The sequence below is a fragment of the Vibrio variabilis genome (assembly GCF_003263785.1).
In the GTDB taxonomy this organism is placed as follows: Bacteria; Pseudomonadota; Gammaproteobacteria; order Enterobacterales; family Vibrionaceae; genus Vibrio; species Vibrio variabilis.
This window is the reverse complement of the sequence record NZ_JYJK01000085.1, coordinates 1-19,268: the sequence shown is the minus strand read 5'-3', so window position 1 is coordinate 19,268 and position 19,268 is coordinate 1. Positions and strand designations below refer to the sequence as shown.

At 46.5% G+C, this 19,268-nt stretch carries 19 protein-coding genes and 3 pseudogenes; 10 read left to right on the top strand and 12 right to left on the bottom strand.

Annotation, left to right across the window (positions count from 1 at the left end):
• Positions 1-112: 112 nt before the first annotated feature.
• Both TZ48_RS14820 and TZ48_RS14815 read right to left on the bottom strand, forming a co-directional pair.
• A complete protein-coding gene (locus tag TZ48_RS14820; RefSeq protein ID WP_112479723.1) occupies positions 113-817 on the bottom strand; it encodes a DUF445 domain-containing protein in 705 nt (234 codons plus the stop codon).
• 97 nt (positions 818-914) lie between these two features.
• Positions 915-3,674 (bottom strand): hybrid sensor histidine kinase/response regulator, encoded by a 2,760-nt coding sequence (locus TZ48_RS14815; protein ID WP_112479722.1) that lies wholly within the window; start codon positions 3,672-3,674, stop codon positions 915-917.
• A 165-nt stretch (positions 3,675-3,839) separates the two neighbouring features.
• On the opposite strand from TZ48_RS14815, the pseudogene TZ48_RS14810 reads away from it, so the two are divergent.
• From TZ48_RS14810 to TZ48_RS14795, 4 genes and pseudogenes are all read left to right on the top strand, one after another.
• Positions 3,840-4,255, top strand: a pseudogene (locus TZ48_RS14810) (hypothetical protein).
• Positions 4,256-4,257: 2 nt separating this feature from the next.
• Entirely contained in the window at positions 4,258-5,361 is a 1,104-nt protein-coding gene (locus tag TZ48_RS14805; protein ID WP_112479759.1) for a porin, read from the top strand.
• 126 nt (positions 5,362-5,487) lie between these two features.
• Positions 5,488-5,919: a hypothetical protein gene (locus TZ48_RS14800; RefSeq protein ID WP_420822942.1), complete on the top strand. Its 432-nt coding sequence runs from the start codon at positions 5,488-5,490 to the stop codon at positions 5,917-5,919.
• Positions 5,920-5,921: 2 nt separating this feature from the next.
• Positions 5,922-7,013, top strand: a complete 1,092-nt coding sequence (locus TZ48_RS14795; protein ID WP_112479720.1) for a porin family protein — start codon at positions 5,922-5,924, stop codon at positions 7,011-7,013.
• Positions 7,014-7,077: 64 nt separating this feature from the next.
• Here the strand turns inward: TZ48_RS14795 and TZ48_RS14790 are convergent, their stop codons facing one another.
• The 6 genes from TZ48_RS14790 to TZ48_RS14770 all read right to left on the bottom strand — a co-directional run bounded on the left by TZ48_RS14790 (position 7,078) and on the right by TZ48_RS14770 (position 10,389).
• Complete coding sequence (locus TZ48_RS14790) at positions 7,078-8,001, bottom strand: polyprenyl-phosphate transporter (protein WP_112479719.1); 924 nt, start codon at positions 7,999-8,001, stop codon at positions 7,078-7,080.
• Between the two features lie 96 nt (positions 8,002-8,097).
• Positions 8,098-8,520: a globin family protein gene (locus tag TZ48_RS14785; RefSeq protein ID WP_112479718.1), complete on the bottom strand. Its 423-nt coding sequence runs from the start codon at positions 8,518-8,520 to the stop codon at positions 8,098-8,100.
• Positions 8,520-8,660 carry a hypothetical protein gene (locus tag TZ48_RS24440; protein WP_162674602.1) on the bottom strand — a complete coding sequence of 47 codons (141 nt, stop codon included), beginning with the start codon at positions 8,658-8,660 and terminating at the stop codon, positions 8,520-8,522. Before TZ48_RS24440 ends, TZ48_RS14785 begins: the two co-directional genes overlap by 1 nt.
• The gene (locus TZ48_RS14780) at positions 8,648-9,427 is read right to left on the bottom strand and encodes an aminotransferase class V-fold PLP-dependent enzyme (RefSeq protein WP_112479717.1); all 780 of its coding nucleotides are present in this window, start codon (positions 9,425-9,427) and stop codon (positions 8,648-8,650) included. The genes TZ48_RS24440 and TZ48_RS14780 overlap by 13 nt, the downstream gene beginning before the upstream one ends.
• Positions 9,428-9,436: 9 nt before the next feature.
• The gene (locus TZ48_RS14775; protein ID WP_112479716.1) at positions 9,437-10,066 is read right to left on the bottom strand and encodes an arginase family protein; all 630 of its coding nucleotides are present in this window, start codon (positions 10,064-10,066) and stop codon (positions 9,437-9,439) included.
• Between the two features lie 11 nt (positions 10,067-10,077).
• Positions 10,078-10,389, bottom strand: a complete 312-nt coding sequence (locus TZ48_RS14770) for a hypothetical protein (RefSeq protein WP_112479715.1) — start codon at positions 10,387-10,389, stop codon at positions 10,078-10,080.
• 123 nt (positions 10,390-10,512) lie between these two features.
• Here TZ48_RS14770 and TZ48_RS14765 point away from each other — a divergent pair, with 123 nt between their 5' ends.
• The 5 genes from TZ48_RS14765 to TZ48_RS14750 all read left to right on the top strand — a co-directional run bounded on the left by TZ48_RS14765 (position 10,513) and on the right by TZ48_RS14750 (position 14,970).
• Complete coding sequence (locus tag TZ48_RS14765; RefSeq protein ID WP_112479714.1) at positions 10,513-11,535, top strand: AraC family transcriptional regulator; 1,023 nt, start codon at positions 10,513-10,515, stop codon at positions 11,533-11,535.
• Positions 11,536-11,754: 219 nt separating this feature from the next.
• A complete protein-coding gene (locus tag TZ48_RS24435) occupies positions 11,755-11,928 on the top strand; it encodes a hypothetical protein (RefSeq protein WP_162674601.1) in 174 nt (57 codons plus the stop codon).
• Complete coding sequence (locus TZ48_RS14760) at positions 11,904-12,569, top strand: hypothetical protein (protein ID WP_112479713.1); 666 nt, start codon at positions 11,904-11,906, stop codon at positions 12,567-12,569. The genes TZ48_RS24435 and TZ48_RS14760 overlap by 25 nt, the downstream gene beginning before the upstream one ends.
• A 56-nt stretch (positions 12,570-12,625) precedes the next feature.
• Positions 12,626-13,942 (top strand): esterase/lipase family protein, encoded by a 1,317-nt coding sequence (locus tag TZ48_RS14755; RefSeq protein ID WP_239670895.1) that lies wholly within the window; start codon positions 12,626-12,628, stop codon positions 13,940-13,942.
• Complete coding sequence (locus TZ48_RS14750; protein ID WP_112479711.1) at positions 13,939-14,970, top strand: hypothetical protein; 1,032 nt, start codon at positions 13,939-13,941, stop codon at positions 14,968-14,970. The genes TZ48_RS14755 and TZ48_RS14750 overlap by 4 nt, the downstream gene beginning before the upstream one ends.
• Before the next feature lie 48 nt (positions 14,971-15,018).
• On the opposite strand, the gene TZ48_RS14745 is transcribed toward TZ48_RS14750, so the two are convergent.
• From TZ48_RS14745 to TZ48_RS14730, 4 genes and pseudogenes are all read right to left on the bottom strand, one after another.
• Entirely contained in the window at positions 15,019-15,330 is a 312-nt protein-coding gene (locus TZ48_RS14745) for a hypothetical protein (RefSeq protein WP_042500037.1), read from the bottom strand.
• 110 nt (positions 15,331-15,440) lie between these two features.
• Positions 15,441-16,109, bottom strand: a complete 669-nt coding sequence (msrQ, locus tag TZ48_RS14740) for a protein-methionine-sulfoxide reductase heme-binding subunit MsrQ (RefSeq protein WP_112479710.1) — start codon at positions 16,107-16,109, stop codon at positions 15,441-15,443.
• Positions 16,109-17,115, bottom strand: a pseudogene (msrP, locus tag TZ48_RS14735) (protein-methionine-sulfoxide reductase catalytic subunit MsrP). The gene msrQ and the pseudogene msrP overlap by 1 nt, the downstream one beginning before the upstream one ends.
• A 167-nt stretch (positions 17,116-17,282) precedes the next feature.
• Positions 17,283-18,652, bottom strand: a pseudogene (locus TZ48_RS14730) (glutathione synthase).
• Positions 18,653-19,013: 361 nt separating this feature from the next.
• Between TZ48_RS14730 and TZ48_RS14725 the strand changes: the two are divergent.
• Positions 19,014-19,268 (top strand): redoxin domain-containing protein (locus TZ48_RS14725; RefSeq protein WP_162674600.1); only part of this gene is annotated, 255 nt, incomplete at its 3' end.

The window sequence follows — 19,268 nt, the reverse complement described above, 5'->3', positions numbered from 1 at the left end:
AGTTTTGAGTTAAAGGCAAAGATTTGCAGTGTTGACAGGCAGATTTAGTACTTTCAAATAAAAAAGTTCGACTGAGCACGAAGTCGAACTTTTTGCAGATATGAGTTGGACTCTACATCACCAACGAAGAAATTACCCCAATTACCCCACCAAATACGCCGCCCCAGACGACAAGCCAGCCTAAGTGCTCTTTAATCATCTTCTGAACAATCTCTTTCACAAGCTTTGGCGTTAGCTCGCTAAGGCGTTGGTCGATAATCGCTTCTACGTTGCCTTTCACCTCATCAAGCATGGCTGGGGATTCAAGCTGCTCAATCAGCGCCTGTTTGACCGAGTCACTTTGACTAATGTCGATGACGGCTTGCTGCATTTTCTCGACGAATGGTTGCTTCATCGGCTGAAGTGCTTCTGAGCCGCCGAGCATGGCAAGCATGCCACCAAACTGAGAGTTCTCGATGACCTCAACCAGAGAGTCAAAAGCTGGGTTAAAGTCGACTTTCTCCAGCACTGGCTCAAGGTTGATGTTGATTCCCGAGCTCATCTCCTTGTTCAGAAAGCGGTCGATGTTTTCGCTAGTAAAGAACTGCTCCATCATGAGGTTTTTGATCGCCAGTTTGAAATCTTCAAACCGAGCGGGAATGACGCCGGAGCCATAAAGGCCGGGTACCTTTTCGAACAGCATGTGAATGGCAAGCCAGTTGGTAACGGCACCAGAGAACGCGAAAAGACCCGCGTACAGCAGCAGGCTATTATCCAGTTGATAACCCGCACCAAGTAGCGCAAGTGCGATGAAATTGGTAATGAAGCTCTTGTCCATGATTCGATCTTGATAAAAAACGTTGCGCTGATTTTAGAGAAAAAATCAGCGCATAAAAAGCCTCGTGTTGAATCGGTTTGTTAGTGAAGGGTAGAAACTACTCAGGTAGCTCTCGGATGGTTTTGATTTTCTCTAGCAGCACAGACTTGTTAAAGGGCTTAGAGACGTAATCGTCCATACCACTGTCTGTACAGCGCTGGATGTCGTCATCGAGCACGCTAGCCGTAAGTGCGATAATTGGCGTTCGTGCCTTGTTGTACTGCTCCTCATACATGCGAAATTCTTCCGATGCGGTAAAACCGTCTTTCACTGGCATCATGCAATCCATCAGCACCACGTGATAGTAATTGTTGTCATCGCACAACAAGTTCAACGCTTCTTGCCCATTGTTGGCTATGTCGACGTTATAGCCGGACTTTTTGAGTAATAAAGAGGCCACTTTTTGGTTAACCAGATTATCTTCTACCAGCAAGATGGATTGGTTATCAGGACTCTTTGCCACTTCTTGCATTGTCGCTTGGGTCGGCCTGACCCTGATATGGTCTTCGGGATCGCCGCTACCGACCACCTCGAGTTTGGGCTCCCTCGTTTTACCCATCGCTTGGTGCTGTTTTGGTGCATTAGAGAGTGCATCAATTAATCGAGCACCGAGTAGAGGGTAGGTGACCAATCCAGCAATCAGCCCCTGATAGTCACCTGCAGCTGCGTTTTGTGGCTGAACCAGAACAATAGGAGTCGATGACCAGGTGACGCTAAGTTTCATTAAGTCAGTGCGAGCACGTTGGCTGTCACACATACAATAAATGATGATGCTGTTGCTGGTAACATCCTTTATGTCACCGATCTGCGTGTGTATCACTTGGTGCTGTAAACCGAAGTGAGTGAGCTCATCGGTCACCGATTGGGCAAACTCTTGTTGATGGGTGACGATAACAAATTGCGTCTGATTCAACAGGGGTGACACTGGCGCTTTCTCCTGCGCAATACCTGACTCTATGGTGAAGTAGAAGCGGCTGCCTTTGCCTTTTTCTGAGTCGATCTCTATTCGTCCTCCCATCAGCTCGACCAGTTGAGAAGAAATCGCCAATCCTAGACCGGTTCCTCCAAACTGGCGGGTGACCGAGCTGTCTTCTTGAGTAAAGGGCTTGAAGATCGAATCTTGTTTTTCTTTCTCGATACCAATTCCCGTGTCTTCGATAGCTATCGTCAGCGCACATCGCTCCACACCAGTATGCTCAACATCGATGGTGATTCCCACATGTCCCTTACTGGTAAACTTGACGGCATTGGACATGAGGTTCATTAAGATCTGGCGCAGACGGTGATCATCGATAATGAGCATGTGGGGCATGCCGCGTGTGAAGCGCACTTGAAGATCGAGATCTTTTTCTTTGGCTTTCGACATCACGATGGCGATCGTGTCATAAGCGATCTCACGTAAGTTTGAGCTATTAAGCGAGATGATCAGGTTACCCGACTCGATCTTAGAGATATCTAAGATATCGTTGATCAAGATCAGCAGCGTCTGCGATGAGGTTTCTATGGTGTTGAGGTAGTCGCGTTGCACGGGATCGAGCTGGGAATCCGACAAGATCCCTGACATGCCGATAATACCATTTAATGGGGTGCGTATTTCGTGGGACATGTTGGCTAAGAAGGAGCTTTTCGCGACATTGGCGCGCTCGGCTTCTTCTTTTGCCGCCACCATGCGTCTTTCATTCTCACGGCGCTCTTCGATCAAGCGATTCATTTGCCGGCCAAAGCGGCTAAATTCATCGTGCCCTTCGGTTGAGGCCAGCACAGTATCACCGTCATGTTTCTCAATTCTTTCAAATGTCTCGAGCGTATTATTTAAGAAAAAGATAATGCGACGAGCGATATTTAAGCTCAGAATGAGTAGCGCTAGCATCACAGAGACGGTAATCCCGATGGTGAGCCACAACCTCGTCTCCAGGGCACTGATCCCTAACCTCATATCACTCGAAAGCTGTGTATTGATTTGCTCTGTTGCTTGCTGGATCAAATCTAAGCGACGGTCTAGAGCCTCGACTCCGGCTATTATCTCCGCTAGTTTGGGCTTGGCTCCTTCGTCATTTAACACGCGATCGCGAAATTGAATACTCTCGATAAACGAGTCATCAGAAAAGGTTTTGAGTAGTAGGCTGACTTGTGAGGCATCAGCGTTGATATTCAAGAATCGGTCGATGAGATATTGTTGCCTTTCAAATAGAGTGGCCAAGGCTTCGTGGCTTTCTTCATGATGTCCATGATTTACGCCGTGCCCTTCATAGATGTCTATATGAATGAACCAGTTCTCTTCGGTTGCCCAAAAGCGTATCCACTCCAGAGTGAATAGAGCACTAAGGTGAGATTCAATAGAGCGTGAGCCAGTATCGACTTTAACGCTTTCAAGTTTAGCAATGAGGGCAGAAATCAGCTCTTCGACCCAAGAGCTCCAATCTTCGAGCTCTTCAATGTCGGTTACAAACTCTATTTCTGCTTGTGCCTCTCGAAGTTCATTAAGCGTATTTTGGACGGTATCTATATCTGTCAGATAATAAGCTTTATCTAGCACAAGTTGTAATTTATCGAGGCATTCGTCTAGTTTCGGAAATATAACATTTTTATTACCGTCAAATGTTCGCTGCAGTTTCTCTAAACGTGCTTGATGAAGAATGGCGCTGTACTTTCCTAGATATCCAAGTGCTTGTGATTGATGGGAAAGTACCGACATTTGTTGCAGGTTTTTCTGTGTTCGGAACGCTTCCCAGGCGGAAAAGACCAAAATCACAATTAATGGCAAAACCGCCATCAAAATGATTCGAGTTTTGATCGACATCTTGTTTAAAGCATTCATATTCCGATTTCCTAGTGAATATTCTTGAACATCACTTTTTGTAAACTAATCTATGGTTAGTCTAGGAAAGGAATCCGCTAGAGTGTAATAATAATGATTAAAAAACGGCATTCGCTCGAATGTACAAATCTCGCTAATATCATAGGCTTGTTGGTGGTTGGCCTCATGATTGTCATCGCCTCTTTGTATGCGCCTAAAGTGAGCGCGGCAGAGTCCTACGCCATCTTTTCAATGAACTCAAACTTCAGCGAGCTCAGCCGAAGTAAAGCGCGCATGTTGTACCGAGGTAAAACCAAATCATTGCAAGGTAAGCGAGTAGAGTTGTCTGATTGGCCTGAAAGCTCATCGGAACGTGCGGAGTTCTATCAATCATTGTTAGGAAAAGATGTGGCGCAGATGAATGCCTATTGGGCGAGCCTCTCTTTTTCTGGTAAAGCTCGTCCCCGAAAGAGATCGATGCCGCCAATATCGATGCCATGGTTGATTGGTTAAGTCAGAAGCCGGAGCGCATCGGCTATGCCCCTCTTGGCGCGCTGCCTGATGGTGCCAATGTGTTATATGTGGTTGAAGGGGGCAAGTAATGATAAAGAAACTGTCTCACACACTCATACTAGCCTCACTTTGCGCACCAGCTCACGCCGTGATTGAACTTACTGAAACCCTATCATTTAGTGGCTTTGGCTCTACGTCTTGGGCTCGTTCTGACAACGATACTCCGTTATTTATTAATCGCTTCATCAAAGACGAGAACTGCTTTGATTGTGATACTACCTTTGGTCTGCAACTGGACTATTACAACAACGGATTTAAAGCATCGGTTCAAGGCGTAAAACGACCGCAAGATAATTGGAGCAACCCTTCCCTGGAGTGGGCATACGTTGGCTATGAAGTGGGTGATTTTGATATTCGAGCGGGACGCCAACGGTTGCCTCTGTATCTAGCATCTGAATATTTTTATGTAGGGCAGGCCTATACCCTTGCAAGGCTACCTACAGAAGTGTACGGCGCCTTTCTTGGGATTACTGGCTATAACGGCTTTGCAGTTACGTGGAATCATTATTTAACTGATGAACTCCAGCTTTCGCTGACTCCTTACGTGGGCTTCAATGATGATAATAAAGTTGTGTTTAGCCCAACCTTTGAGCTCGATTTTGAAACCGATCGCCTTTACGGGTTAAACGCAAAGCTGATTGGCGATTATTATCGTTGGAATTTCTCGGTGATGGATGGTGAGTTTGATGTGACCTCATCGGGGACTGGGTTTGTTACCGTACCGTTCGAAACTCAGTTTCCAATTAGCGGCACCGAAAGGAATGCGGTCAAAATATACTCTATCGGCACTGAATATGAGTTCGGCGCTCTCAAAACAACCTTTGAGTTCCAAAAGACAGAATCGCGGCGTATGGATTGGTATGGTTTAGCTAGTTATCGAATGGCGCCGTTTACTCCTTACATCGCTTACGGGCAGCTCTATCAAGAAGGTGAGCGCTCTAATATGACGTCGACGTTAGGTGTTAGATACGATTTGCTAAACAATGTATCCATAAATGCTGAGTATCAGTATGTACAAGTGCTCAATGATGGATCAGGTGCATTTGCGCCAGAAAGGTCGATTACCATACCGTCAACACCTTTGCCAGACAACAGTGCTAGTGTGTTCACCTTAATGGTCAACTTTGTCTTCTAGTGTTGTGCTTGGTAACTAGTTTTACAAATAAGAACCAGTCTATGTAATGGATGGCCAACTAAAGAGGTGATGATGCGGTTAGTCAGTGTTTCTGCGAAAACTCGACCGATCAAAATACTGGTCATCATGGCCATGTGCTTTGTTGGTTTTTTACTTGTTCCACCGGATAGTCGTGCTTTTGCTGCGACCGACTACGCCGTTTTTACTTTTAATCAAGATTTTGCTGAGCTCAGCCGCAGTAAGGCAAGGATGCTGTATCGAGGAAAAGCAAAATCACTTCAAGGAAAAAGGGTGGAACTCGCAGATTGGCCTGAGGCTTCTAGCGAACGTTCTGAGTTTTACCACTCCTTGCTCGGTAAGGATGTGGCACAAATGAACGCCTATTGGGCAAGCCTGTCCTTTTCTGGCAAAGCAAGACCCCCAAAAGAGATAGACAATGCCAATGTGACCACGCTGGTGGCGTGGCTGACTGAAAAACCAAACAGGATTGGCTATGCGCCGCTGGACGCGGTGCCGAGTGAAGCGAACGTACTCTATGTGGTGAGTGAGGAGAAATAATAATGAAAAAACAACTTCTTGTTGTCGCACTTGGCGCATTGTCTACTTCAGTGTCAGCAGCGATTGATATCAACGACAATCTTTCCGTGAGCGGATTCGGCTCTTTGTCTTGGGCGCGCTCTGATAATGAAACCCCTTTGATGGTCAACCGCGCTATCAACGATGAAAACTGTTTTGACTGCGATACTATTTTGGGCTTACAGCTTGACTACTACAACGATGCCTTTAACGCCTCTGTTCAGGTGGTAAAGCGACCTCAGGATAATTGGAGTGAGCCGCAGCTTGAGTGGGCCTACTTGGGTTACACGTTTGGCAATGTCCAGTTGCGAGCGGGCCGGTTGAGATTGCCATTGTTCTTGCTGTCAGAGTACAACTACGTCGGCCATGCTTACAATACCGCTAGGCCTCCAGAAGAGGTATACAATGCGTTGGCTGGTGTCACGGCATACAACGGATTGAGTGCCGTATGGAACTACCCCTTGTCGGATAGCTTGCAGTTGACCGCCACCCCTTATATTGGTTTCAAAGACACCAACGACCTTCGCATTAATCCGCAACTGGTGGTGGAAGTAGAGACTCAATACACAGGAGGTATTAACTTAGTTGCGGCAGGTGAATACTATCGTTGGAACTTCGCGTATTTAACCTCAAAATATGATCAGCGAACGGTTATCAACGGTGGGCAGTTGGTGTTGGATGCACCGGATACGACTACGGATATCTATACGCTAGGTGCAGAATATGAATTTGACGCACTTAAACTGACTGCAGAGGGGCAAACCAACGACTTCAACTCATCTTGGTATGCAAGTGTGGCTTATCGCATCAACAAGCTGACTCCATACGCTGTGTATGGTCAGAGTTTAAAGAAAAGTGATGAGAATGACCCATACAGTGGAAAAGATGGCGACAGTGTTACACTCGGGCTTCGATATGATGTGATGAATAACGTCTCTATTAACGGTGAGTGGCAACGCTTTAAGAGTTACGGAGAAGATCCATTCGGTCGTCCGTTAAGTGGCCCGTTCATTCAGTCTCCCGGTCAAGACACCGATGCAAACCTCTACACCATCATGGTCAACTTTGTCTTCTAACTTGCATCCTCTGTACGATCAAAAAAGGCTCACTAGGTGAGCCTTTTCCTTCTACATGGTGGAGTTATTTCTCACCTTTTTCCGCTACTTTCTCAAGCGCGAGCACTAGGCCTATACCTACCAACATCAGGACAACAGCAATCGCCAGTTGCGAAGGTTGACCTGTCACAGATTCAAAATTGAATGGTGATAGGTTTTCTTGGATAAGTGGTACCTGCTCACCTTTTGAGTTTGTGCGCCATGAGATAGTTTCTTTCCACGGCCAAAGCTTAGGCAAGGTGCCAAGCATGAGACCTGTAAGGAACACTAGCGCGAAATCACGGAAACGCTTTAGTAACCAAGACAGCACGTGTGAGAACGATAGTAGACCAATCAAGCAGCCCATCGCAAAAATCACCATAACATCTAGCTGAAGACCTTTAACAGCACCTAATACCGGTGTGTACATGCCAAGCAATAGAAGAATAAAGCTGCCTGAGATACCTGGTAGAATCATCGCACAAATCGCAATACAGCCAGCAAAGAAGATGTTTAGGCTGGTTGGGTCCATTTGCAGTGGCTTAAGCACTGTAATGCTGTAGGCAAACACAGCGCCGAGTAATAAGAAAACAAAGCGAGACAGCGTCTTTTGCTCAACCTGCTTAATCATGTGGTACACCGATACCATGATTAGGCCAAAGAAAAATGACCATACTGGAATTGGATGCGTTTCTAACGCCCAAGAGATGAACTTGGCCAATGACAGGATTGACGTCAAAATACCGCCAAACAGAGCGATGAGGAAAAAGCCATTGATGTGGTCAAATGCCGCTTTAAAGCCCTCACGTTTCCAGATACCCAATAGACTTGGGTTCACGCGGCGAATACTCTCAAGTAGCGTATCGTAAATACCAGTAATAAAGGCGATCGTACCTCCCGATACCCCAGGTACAACGTCCGCTGCACCCATCGCCATTCCTTTTAAGAATGTAGTCAGATAGTTCTTCATGGTTTCTTCTTGGTTTAAAAAGTTGATGCAGAGTATATATGCATGCCCGTTGAAGTGCACGAGTCAATTGGTCTACACGTCTTACTACTGAAAAGCCTATTTTGACAGTTTTTTCGGAAGCATATCGAATACCTGTCGCACCCATTTCGGCATATAGCCTTCGCCTTGCCCTCCTGAATAGGCGAGTGAACCTTGTTGATCGGCTTCACCTGACTTCACTTCTTCGACCACTTCATGGAAATCATTAAGCATTCGTTCGACTTGCTCATCGGAAATAGGGTCAATGGCCAAGTGGATAGCGGGAGGCTGTGCATTGCCGAGCAGGCTCCAGCCTCGTTGGGACATGCCACCCACGACTTTGGTGATATCTAGCGTAGGAGAGTCGATGATCAGTAGCGACAGATCCGTTTTAGCGGTGCGAAGATCAGCGGATTCAGCTAGGCCATCAATGATCATCTGTTTGATGGTCATGATGCGTTGTGCGTTCTCAACGTAGCCTTCTTCACCAAGATAGTTCATTACCGCCCATGCCCCTGCTGTTGAAGCGAAAGTACGGCTTCCCCCAATGACTGGGTGAAGTACGCACCACACGGCCAATCATCAACGACGGTGTAGTGATGGAACTGCTCGTCACCACCGCGATACATCACAGTCGACATTGGTTTCGGCGCATAGCCATATTTGTGCATGTCAGCGGAAATAGAGCGCACGCCCGGTACGGTGAAGTCCCAGTTTGGAAGCTCGTAGCCTGCCTTCTTAACGAAGGGGCAAGATAGCCACCCACACAGGCATCAACGTGAAGCCACAGACCTTGCTCTGTTGCTAACTCAGACAGCTCTTCAATGCGATCGTAAACACCGAATGGCCAGCATGGCGCAGAGCCAACAAGACCGATGGTGTTTTCGTTGATGGCGGCTTTGGTCGCTTCGATATCCACGCGGTTATCTGCGGCAACTGGCGTTCGAACGATCTTGATGCCGAAGTACTTGCCACCGCGAGAAAACGCAGAGTGCGCTGAGTACGGAAGAATGATCTCAGGTTCTTTAATGTGCGGCATCGTTTCGCGTGCCCAATCTCGCATTGCCTTCATTGCACAGTAGATGGACTCAGACCCACCGGTTGTGAAGTTAGCGCGCATGTCATCGTTACCGTGGAAGATTTCACGGATCATCTCGATGAGCTCATCTTCGATTTGACCTGCTGGCTTGTTCATAAATGTAAACAGCGCGTTGAACGAGAAGAATTTCAGCGCGGCTTGCTCTACGATGTCTTGGATATCTTCACTGCCTTTTAGTGAGTACATACCAAAGCGGCCACCCTCAACGGGTACCATTTCTTGCTTGAGTTCATCAAGCTTGTTGAGAACGTCTTTTTTGCCGTATCCAGTCTTAGGAAAATAGGATTGGTTGTGTTTCATGATTGGCATAATGGTGACCTACTTATTCAAAAAATGGCTACGATAGCCCATCATCAGGGCAGTGAGTTTAGACGCGGTAAGGGCGGTGACGTGATTGACGTCATTAGCAGGACAAAGCTCGACAATATCAAAGCCACAAACGTTACCTTTCGCAGCTTTGTTCAATTCAAACAACAGATCTTTTTGTTGTTTGAACGTCATACCGCCCGACTCTGGGTGGGTCGTGCCTGGAACGTAAATTGCGTCCATACCATCGATATCGAGTGATACATAGGTTGGTACATTGGCATCAATCACTTCTTGCATGATCGCCTTTGCGCCGCGTGCGTCGACTTCGCTAACGGGAATGATTCGAATCCCCGCCTGCTTCGCTCGCCTAAATTCTGCGGCGGTAGAGTTGCGTGCACCGATAACGGTAATGTTTCGCACAAAAGGGAGCTTACGGATATGTGTGGTTTGAGTACCGTGATTAAACTCAGACTGCAGCGGCATGTCCGCAAAGTCGAGGTGAGCATCAAAGTAGAGAAAATCGATTTGGTATCCGCAGTCTTCAAAACCACGAACCAGCGGGTAAGTGATGGAGTGATCGCCTCCGACAGTGATAGGTACGGCACCTGACTTTAAGATCGCTTTGACGCTATTTGTTATGCGGCTTCTGTTTAACTCTCCTTCTCCTGGCTTATCACGACATCACCAATATCACCGATTTTAATGCCTTCAAGTAGGGTTAAATCGGTATCGACGTCGTAGAGCCCGACATCGCCAATATCAAAGAAAATGGTCACAGGGTTATCACGAAGGGCATTAGGCATGTCTGCTTGTCCCGCCTGAATATAAGGGGCGAATGTCCCTTCAGCGTAAGGAACGCCAAGCATCGCATAGTCGAGTTTGTGTTCAGCTAAGTTGTGGATGCGCTCTGCGCCCATAAAGGTGCGTGGAGAGGCATAGAAATTAGGGATCTTCTCAGACATAGAATGGCCTATCGTGTCGTCGTGTTTTAAGCCCTAATCTTTGCAGTTTCCGAAGTTCAATAATTGACACTTTTTTAGAAAATTGACATTTTAGACATGTAGAGATTGATTTTTGAGACATGGATGAACTTACGCGAACAAAACCACTATTTTGCTAAAGTGATCGTTCAGTACTTAATAGAGGTGCTTGAAAACGAGCGGCCGCCAATGGCTCTGTCACTTAAACGCCAACTGACAGAGCGTGTCAATAATCAGGCGGATATGGACTTGGCACAAGCTGAGCACTGGGTGCGCCATTACAATACATTCATACCAGGTCTGTACTTGAAACTTTATCAGCGCGTAACTGTGCAAGATTTTGGTTTATATGGCTACGTCGTTGCCGCCAGTTCTAGTGTTCGTATGGGGTTGACGCTTTCTCAGCAGTTTTTGGCGATGACGACGACATACTATCAAGAGTCGCTGGTGGAAGCGTCTGACTACTTAACGATAGTGCCAGGTATTGATGTTAACGATGCTGCGGTGCAGCTACTCAGTGAAGACTTTGCCGCGGGATATTGGGCTCTACTGATCCGAATCATTCTTGGTCAGCGTGCGGATATGGACAAGCTGGTGCTCGATTTTTGCTATCCCGCGCCGCATTACGTTGAGCAGTATCGAGCTCTCTTTTCTGGTTGTACACTGCGTTTCAATCAGCCGCAAACACTCATCAAACTCCCCACTAGTTGGCTTAATGATCCGATTTCACTCGAACATTCAAATATCGATCTTTTGCTATCTAACCCATTGATACCAAATGATAGTCTTGATGGTAACAAGCTGACCAACATAGAACGAAGGGTGTCTGAAGTTGTGGTTAGCTCGCACTTTACTAAAAGTACGGTGCCAGATGTTGCTCATGAGTTTTCTGTTACCCCAAGACAGCTGCGTTTTTACCTGCAACGCGAAGGGCTTAGCTTACGTGAAATAGTCTTACGAACTCGGATGACGGTAGCATCACAACTGCTAAAAAGTACGGAGCTGGATATCGGCACCATCGCAGAAACTCTAAATTACAGCGAGGCGAGCGCTTTTGTACGTAGCTTTAAATCCTTCTACACCATTTCCCCTTTGCAGTATCGATTGAGAGAAAAATCCCCGTTTTAAGAGTTAGAAAGTAGAGTTTTGACTCCGCGTTTAGGCCTCACCATTTAATACCGCTCCTTAAACATAACGTGATACCAACTGTGCTTTTGTTAACAGTCACTAACCACATAACTTGCTTCGTTTTTTTTGTGTGTTAGGTTGATTATGCAATCAGATTGGTATTGTTTTGAATTCACGCTAACAAGTTACAGATTAAATGGCATTACAAGGAGTCAAGCCATGTATAAAAGCAAGTGGGTGTCAGTACTTTCTCTACTTTGGGTAGTAGGATGTGGAGGCGGAGGTGGTGATGGTGAGGAAAATGGTGCACCTAAAGTTTCCATTCCAGAGGTCTACACTGACTATGCTATTACGCTGTCGATGGTTATTTGGTTGGCGCAACGGCTTGGCTAGATACAGGTGCAAGCGAAATCTCAGCACTCACACAAGCAAAAGGGATTGCAACGCTGCAAGTGCCAGACAGCCTTGATGCTTCACTTTATCCTGTGTACGTACAATCGCATGCTGGCGAGACCTTTGATCAAGGCTTTCAGCAATACGTGACACAAGACTTTTTAATGGTAGCGCCTCCGGGTCAGACGGTCGTTACACCGTTTACTACTTTACTGTACTTGAATACTCAGACAGGCATCTCTCTCGAAAAGGCGAGAAGTCAACTCGCGGCTCAAATGCAGATAGATGCCGATTCGTTGTTTGGTGACTTTATTGCCAGTCAGAATGAGCGGATGACATTAATCGCCGAGGATTTGGTTCGTCTATCGTTGTTACCGAGTTCACCGAGTGAACTTGAGGAGCAAATCAAGAATCCAGCAGACATTACTCGCGAGCTTCAAAATTATTCCGATATTCAATCTGATCCGGAACAGTTTGTTCACGTGGTCCGCAACTCCAGCAATGTGCTTGAACGAGATACCGATGGGGACAAGGTTGCTGACAGTGATGACCCTGATATCGATGGAGATGGTGTGCCTAATGAAAATGATGCCAACCCATATGACGTGGATAGCATACATCCTTTAGCCCTACAGCATTGACGCTTTCATCCCCATTTAGTGACTCAATTGAAGCGGGACAATGGCACTACTTTGTGGTGGAGACACCGGAAGATATTTTGCTCAATATTGGCTTGTCGCAACTTTCTGGAGATGTTGATCTCTACGTCAGTCAAACCGCGATACCGACTCAGTTTGACTACGACTGTCGTTCAAACCAGAGTGCTTCTGTTGAGGAGACCTGTTTGCAGAGGTTACAAACAGGGAGCCGGCATTTCATCGCGCTTTCGGCTTTGGATAACGCCGAGTATCAGCTCACTGCAAAACTGGACACGATAGAGATAGCGAAAGCGACACTTTGGCTGCATGGTCTCGCTTCTGACTCTTCAACATGGAAAGCTATCATTGATGACGACAGCTTCTATGCGGGAAAGTGCCAAACTCTGACATGGCAAGAGAGCATCACTACTCTTCCCGAGTTTAATGATCGCAAAGAGTCTTGCTTTAGCTTAGATTTTGGTGGCTTTGATCGCTATGGCAATTTGGGGCCTACAGGTTTAGATGGGAAAATTTGTGAATTAGCAATTGGGTGTAATGGAGATTATTCGCACTTTAATTCGCTCGGCAAGGAGGTCGAGGAGGCAATAGGTCAAATAGTTGATCAGTTTGGCATTGACACTGAAGTCGTGCTCATTGGTCACAGTCGTGGAGGTTTAGCTGCGCGGGCGTATATCCAGAACTTAGATTCAAAATTCAAAGAGCATGTAAAAGCCCTCATTACGACGGGAACTCCCCATCAAGGTTCACCACTTGGTCGATTTTTTACATATATGGAAGAAAGGTGCACTCCTAAGACTCAATTTAGACAGGATGGCAGTGTGTGTGAGGATAGCTGGGAAGTTATTGAGATGCTGGCTGGTGAGAGAAAATACTGGGGTATCCAACTTGGAGAGTATGTTATGGACTTGATGGCGCCTAGTGTAGGTTTTCTATCTCCAGAGTCAGAAGATATTTCAAGTTTAAATAGTAGCGTATGGGGACTTGATGGGGTGTCGTTGGCAGAGCTCACATACAGTGGGACAAGGTTTGGCATACTAGATACTGATGTAAAGTATGTAGGTGTTTATGATCTCTATGATTATGGAGCGCCGTTTAAGGGTGATCATCCCCACCCAAGCACACTGCGCTACGTAGAAAATGGTGAGACTAGAGATAGTTTGGTTGGTGATGGCATCGTGCCATTGGCGAGCCAAAAGTTGAGCCTATTACTAGAGCAATACGGTCAGACCGTTGATTTCTCTTCGAATAATAACAGCTCTAATATTGTGCATATCGATGAAACCAGGCAAGTGACAGATATCTTCAACTCTTATAGAGACGTCTTAGATGCAATAGGTTGGAGCAACGCAAAATGAATCAAGCAGTGAAACGTACCATATTGCTCGCTGGGTTTTTGGGTTGTGTTTACGTGGTGAGTACATGGGGCGGTAGAGTCGATGAGCCTAAGAAAGAAGAGGTCGAAAGCCTATCCACGCGGGATACCGTTGAACCTTTGAACACTGCAGGCTCCATGTTAAGCAAAGACAGTATCGAGACCGTTGAATCAGATGCAACAATGGAAACGGTTTGGTCGTCGGAGTCGCTCTGGCAAACTCTTTTAGACACTCGCGCCGAGGGTAATCAAAGCTTCGATATCGAAAAGCGCCTCATAGAAGCACTAAAGCGACAACCCAATACTGCTGTCTACAATGAGATCAGGGCAAAGTTGTTACTCCCAGATGATGGACAGCGCACCCATGAATACCTCCTTAGTTTGTTAGCGTCGATTAATACACCAGAATCGGTCGCTGTCTTGCTAGAAGCGTTGGGAGCACTTGTTGAACCCAGCTCTGATACCATTTACGCAGCTAAGCAATCATTGCGATACATAACGAGGAGCGACCGTCATATGGAGCAGTTGAAGGCCAGCTTTGCCAAGCTGCCCAATGATAGCCTTTATTTGGGAGATCTGGCTCGTGGCATCGCTCAAAATGCTGCTGAAAGTGACCTAGAGTTTTTAATTGCCGTCGCCGGTGGGAGTAATAGTGAACAACAGGATAGTAAGGTTGGCTGGGCGCTGTCTAGTATGTCTTACTTAAGCAATGAGCGTTTGGTACCGCAACTTAAAGATGTGATCGCCAGTAAAGAGTCTACTCCTGCATTAGTTGACGCTTCGTTGGAATCTCTAGCGATGATGGGGCAGTATGAAGCGGGCGTGGCACTAATCGAATGGAGCACCATACAAAGTGCATCAGCCCTACCGCGAGTAGAGCGACTTATAGTGAAGGCCCAGTCTCGAAGCCCCTCTATGACTCGAGCGATAGATAAAACACTGCATCGCCAAGACTTTAATAGTGAAGAAGTAAGAACCATGATTGAGCGATTACATCAAAACTCTGAGTGATGTATTAGAAGGTTATTTAACGCAGTGTTTGAACCTTTTTATAAGTGGCTACTTAACTAAATATAGATTTGGTCGTCTACGTGGCGGCGCTTTTTGTGGCGGCGTTGGTTGCTCAGCGGCAGAGACGCTTTCAACGGATTCTGTGGTCACTTTGACTTCTTCAGTATCTGCATTTGGCTGAACAAACAAATGGCGCAAGTTCGCGATACACGCGATCGATGCGACAAGAGCAAAGAGTATTGATGGGGCACCATCCAAAATATCCATAAAGAAGATTGCGGCTGCGACAACGACGAGAGAACCGAGAGCGGCGTTGATGTTTGCTTGGCGAGGCGTACAGCTTGTACTTGTTAATTCCATTTTCTATCACCATCTGTGTCAGTGTTAAAACGACTGCGAACAACGCAATGTTAAAACATTTGATTCATAAAAAACTTCTGGCTAATCAACAAATACAGAAATCAAATGGCTCAACCGCACACTTTAGCCATTCGGTCATCGCTGCCGTTCAAATCCTTCGATAAGCACTCAATCAAGCCTTTACCCCAAGCCGCTTTTTTAGCACTTTTCCACCGCGCCGCTAAGAGTAATACAGCGATGAGCATGTAGATGATTGGCTCTGCCACCTCTGATTTAACTGACCAGTAAAAGTGGATAGGCGCTAGTATCGCCGCCAAATAAACCCAGTTGTGCAGCTTTTGCCACTTTGAACCAAGCTTGCGCATCATGGCTTGCGTCGATGTAACCGATAGCAGTAGCAATATAATCCAAACAGCAGCACCGACAGTGAGGTACGGTCGTTTTACGATCTCTGAGGCGAGTAGGCTCCAGTCTAACCCAAGGTCTAGCGTCGCAAAGGCGATAAGGTGCAACACAGCCCAGAAGAAACTGTAAAGGCCGAGTAACCGTCTCACTCGTACTAACAGACCCTGTTTGCTCCATCTTGCTAAAGGTGAAACGAGTAGGGTTATAAACAGAGTATTGAGCGCACTGATGCCGGTAAAATGAATAATGCTCTGTACTGGGTCGCCCCCTAAGCTGTCATTGTTGATGGCTATGACTAGTAGAGCAAAAAAGCCGAGTGACACAGTATGAATGAGCACCTTTAGCGCAATGATGGACTTAGGAGAGAGCTTCATTAATAGAACTTCCTCAAGTCCATATCTTTGTATAGGTGTGCGACCTCTTCTTCATAACCATTAAACATCAAGGTAGGTTGCCTGCGACTGCTTAATAGGCTTCCTTCACCAATAAAGCGCTCGCTCGCTTGGCTCCATCTTGGGTGATCGACTTGTGGATTGACGTTGGCATAGAAGCCATACTCGCTTGGTGCAGAGCGGTTCCAGGTTGTTGGCGGCTCTTTGTCAGTAAGGCGAATACGAACAATGGACTTAATGCTTTTAAAACCGTACTTCCATGGCACAACAAGCCTTAGTGGTGCACCGTTTTGCGGGGCAAGCGTTTTGCCGTAAAGTCCAACAGAGATAAGCGTGAGCGGGTTGATCGCTTCATCGATCTTAGTCCCTCGACATAAGGGTAATCAATACTGCTCCATGAGCGTTGAGCGGGAAACTGTTTTGGATCGTAAAGCGTTTCGAATGCCACGTATTTCGCTCCGCTTTGGGGATCTGCCATTTTAATTAGGTCAGCAAGGGGAAAACCAATCCACGGAATGTTCATCGACCAAGCCTCTACACAGCGAAGTCTGTAGATGCGCTCTTCAAGTGTAAACTTATTAAAAATGTCATCGTAGTCGAGCTTGATTGGGTTGTTGACCAAGCCATCGATCTCCACTGTCCATGGGTCGGTGATGAACTCAGATGAGTTGTTGGCTGGATCGGCTTTGTCGGTGCCAAATTCGTAAAAGTTATTGTATTTAAGTACCTTACTTTCTGGGGTTAGCGATAACTTGGCTTGATATTGCTCGGGCTTAGTGACAGAAAGATCGATTCTTGGGTCAGCTGTTGCTTTGGTTTCACTGGAAGAGAAAATGTCAAAGATGCCCGCCTGTGCATTGGCAGCAAGCGGCATTCCCACTGCAGCAATCCCGAGCTTTTTCAATATCTCACGACGCTCTTTGTACACGGACTCTGGCGTCGCGTCGTTCTCTGATAATGCCCAGCGATGATTCTTCTTGATAAACATGCTCTTCCCCTGATGATGCTTGCGTGTTCGCAATCGACGAATTTATCGTTTATAGGCTTAATTAGACCGAGTTAGAGCAAAAAGTCTTTCATTTTTTTGTTTTGGATGTCGTCGTTGTCTGGAACGCCTGCCCGCGCAGATTTTGCTGACATTGTACAAAAGGGCGCTCAATTATCCTCGTACGCAAGAGAGTCTAGGACGCCTAATCCACTATGTACACCGCCTTCGGTGGTCGTTGATGCTTTACTTCGCACCAAATAGCCAGCATATCCACCATCTGCAGTCACCTGCTTGCCATCTAAGTGAACCGTGAAAAGTCCCAGTTCACTAATTAGGTCATCGACGGTATCTGCCACACCCTCTCTTACTACGAGAGCTGGCGTTCGTCTTGGTGCTGGGCGAACTCGTCGCATCAGCGCCCAAGTCTCATATTGATCCGGGGTCAGTTGTTGCAATTTTTGAGGAATATCCTCGCCAAAAATACAGTGTCCGCCGCCTTCTCCTTGGTTTTTGAGCACCCAATTGTCGACATCTTCAGTGCTGATAAAGTCGTAGCTTTCCTCATTCACCAGCCTCATGTCACCGAGGAGACCTTTTACGCGCTCTGCTTGCTCCAAGGTCAGATCGAAACGTGTCAGTTGCTCAGCCGTCATCGACGTGAGTAGTGTTTGCACTCGCTTACTGGTGGCGAGTTGCTGGCTCACTGTCGCATTGACGGCAACTTTATGTTGCTCAATGAAAATACGCGTGTTCATTAAGGTATCACAGCACTTTTTGCTATCCAGATCATGCGCGGCGTAATCACAATATTGATAACCCGCTCGTAAATACACCACATCAATACCGCCCACACCATCGAGTATTAGGCGCTCATGTTCTCCGGTGGTCAGTGAGCTATGTAGCTGTTTGAAGGTGCGTCGATAGGTTTCAATACCCATCTCACGCAACTGCTGTTCGAGCAAGAACTGATCGAAAATGTTGTCCTCATTTTCTTGCACCACCATTAAAAATTTAGCGCGGTCTTGTTCTTCAGTCTGCGCTTTAATGCTCTGCGCTGCATGCACAATTCCCTCGGCTAAACGGGTGATAGCCAAGTTATCGATAAGTTTTGCATGCGGGTTTTCGTTCCAGTTGCTAAACGCATTTGGAGATTGCTTTTGCAGATAGCGATGAAGTTCATGAGTACGCTGCCCAAACGGCCCATTCCTGCTGCAATGCCATTAAACTCAATAAGTTGTGGCCCCAGCTCTTGGTCGTCCATAAAATCTGTGCGCATCATGAGCAGCGGCGTACGTTTGGCATTGCCTTTTTGGTGAATCGCTTTGTGCATCGCAAGTAGCTCACGGAAAAACGCATCGCCTTGGGCAACGGGTTCAATCGCTTCTTGAAGAAACTGATGATTTTCAGCCACCGCGTTGATCAATTGACCAAAGATAGGCGCTGATTCACTAAGTGCATTGAAGCGGGCTTCGGAAATCGTTGCAGGCGTGAGGCTTACGGCAGCATGTTTGCTGCTTCCTGGCGTCGCTTTTAACATGACATTGTGGGTCATCATCCAGTTGATGGCATCTTGGATAGCAAGTGCTGGGGTGTTCATTATTCGTACCTATAACCTGGCAATGGTTGACGCTTTTCATCTTCGTGGATGATGGCTTGATTGATGACGCCAGTCGAAATAAAAACTAAGGTTAACTACATTTCCAATAAAGTCGAAATAATACTGCCAATTTTTAGGTTGTCAACATCGATAGCTAAAGCCAATCACTAGTGATAGAAAATACCAATTGAATAGATAGGCACAGACGAATTTTCAAAAACGCGCTCTCATTGCAATATATATCCATCGGCGCAGGACAGTGCCACACCAAATAACAAGACCAGATTGAGAGAGTAAAATTATGATCAACACGACTATCAAGCCATTTTCAGCAACAGCATTCAAACAAGGCGAATTCGTAGAAATCACAGAGCAAGACGTGAAAGGTAAGTGGGCTGTATTCTTCTTCTACCCAGCAGACTTCACATTCGTGTGCCCAACAGAGCTTGGCGACCTTGCAGACCACTATGCAGAACTTCAAGAGCGCGGCGTAGAAGTTTACTCAGTATCAACAGACACACACTTTACGCACAAAGCATGGCACGACAGCTCAGAC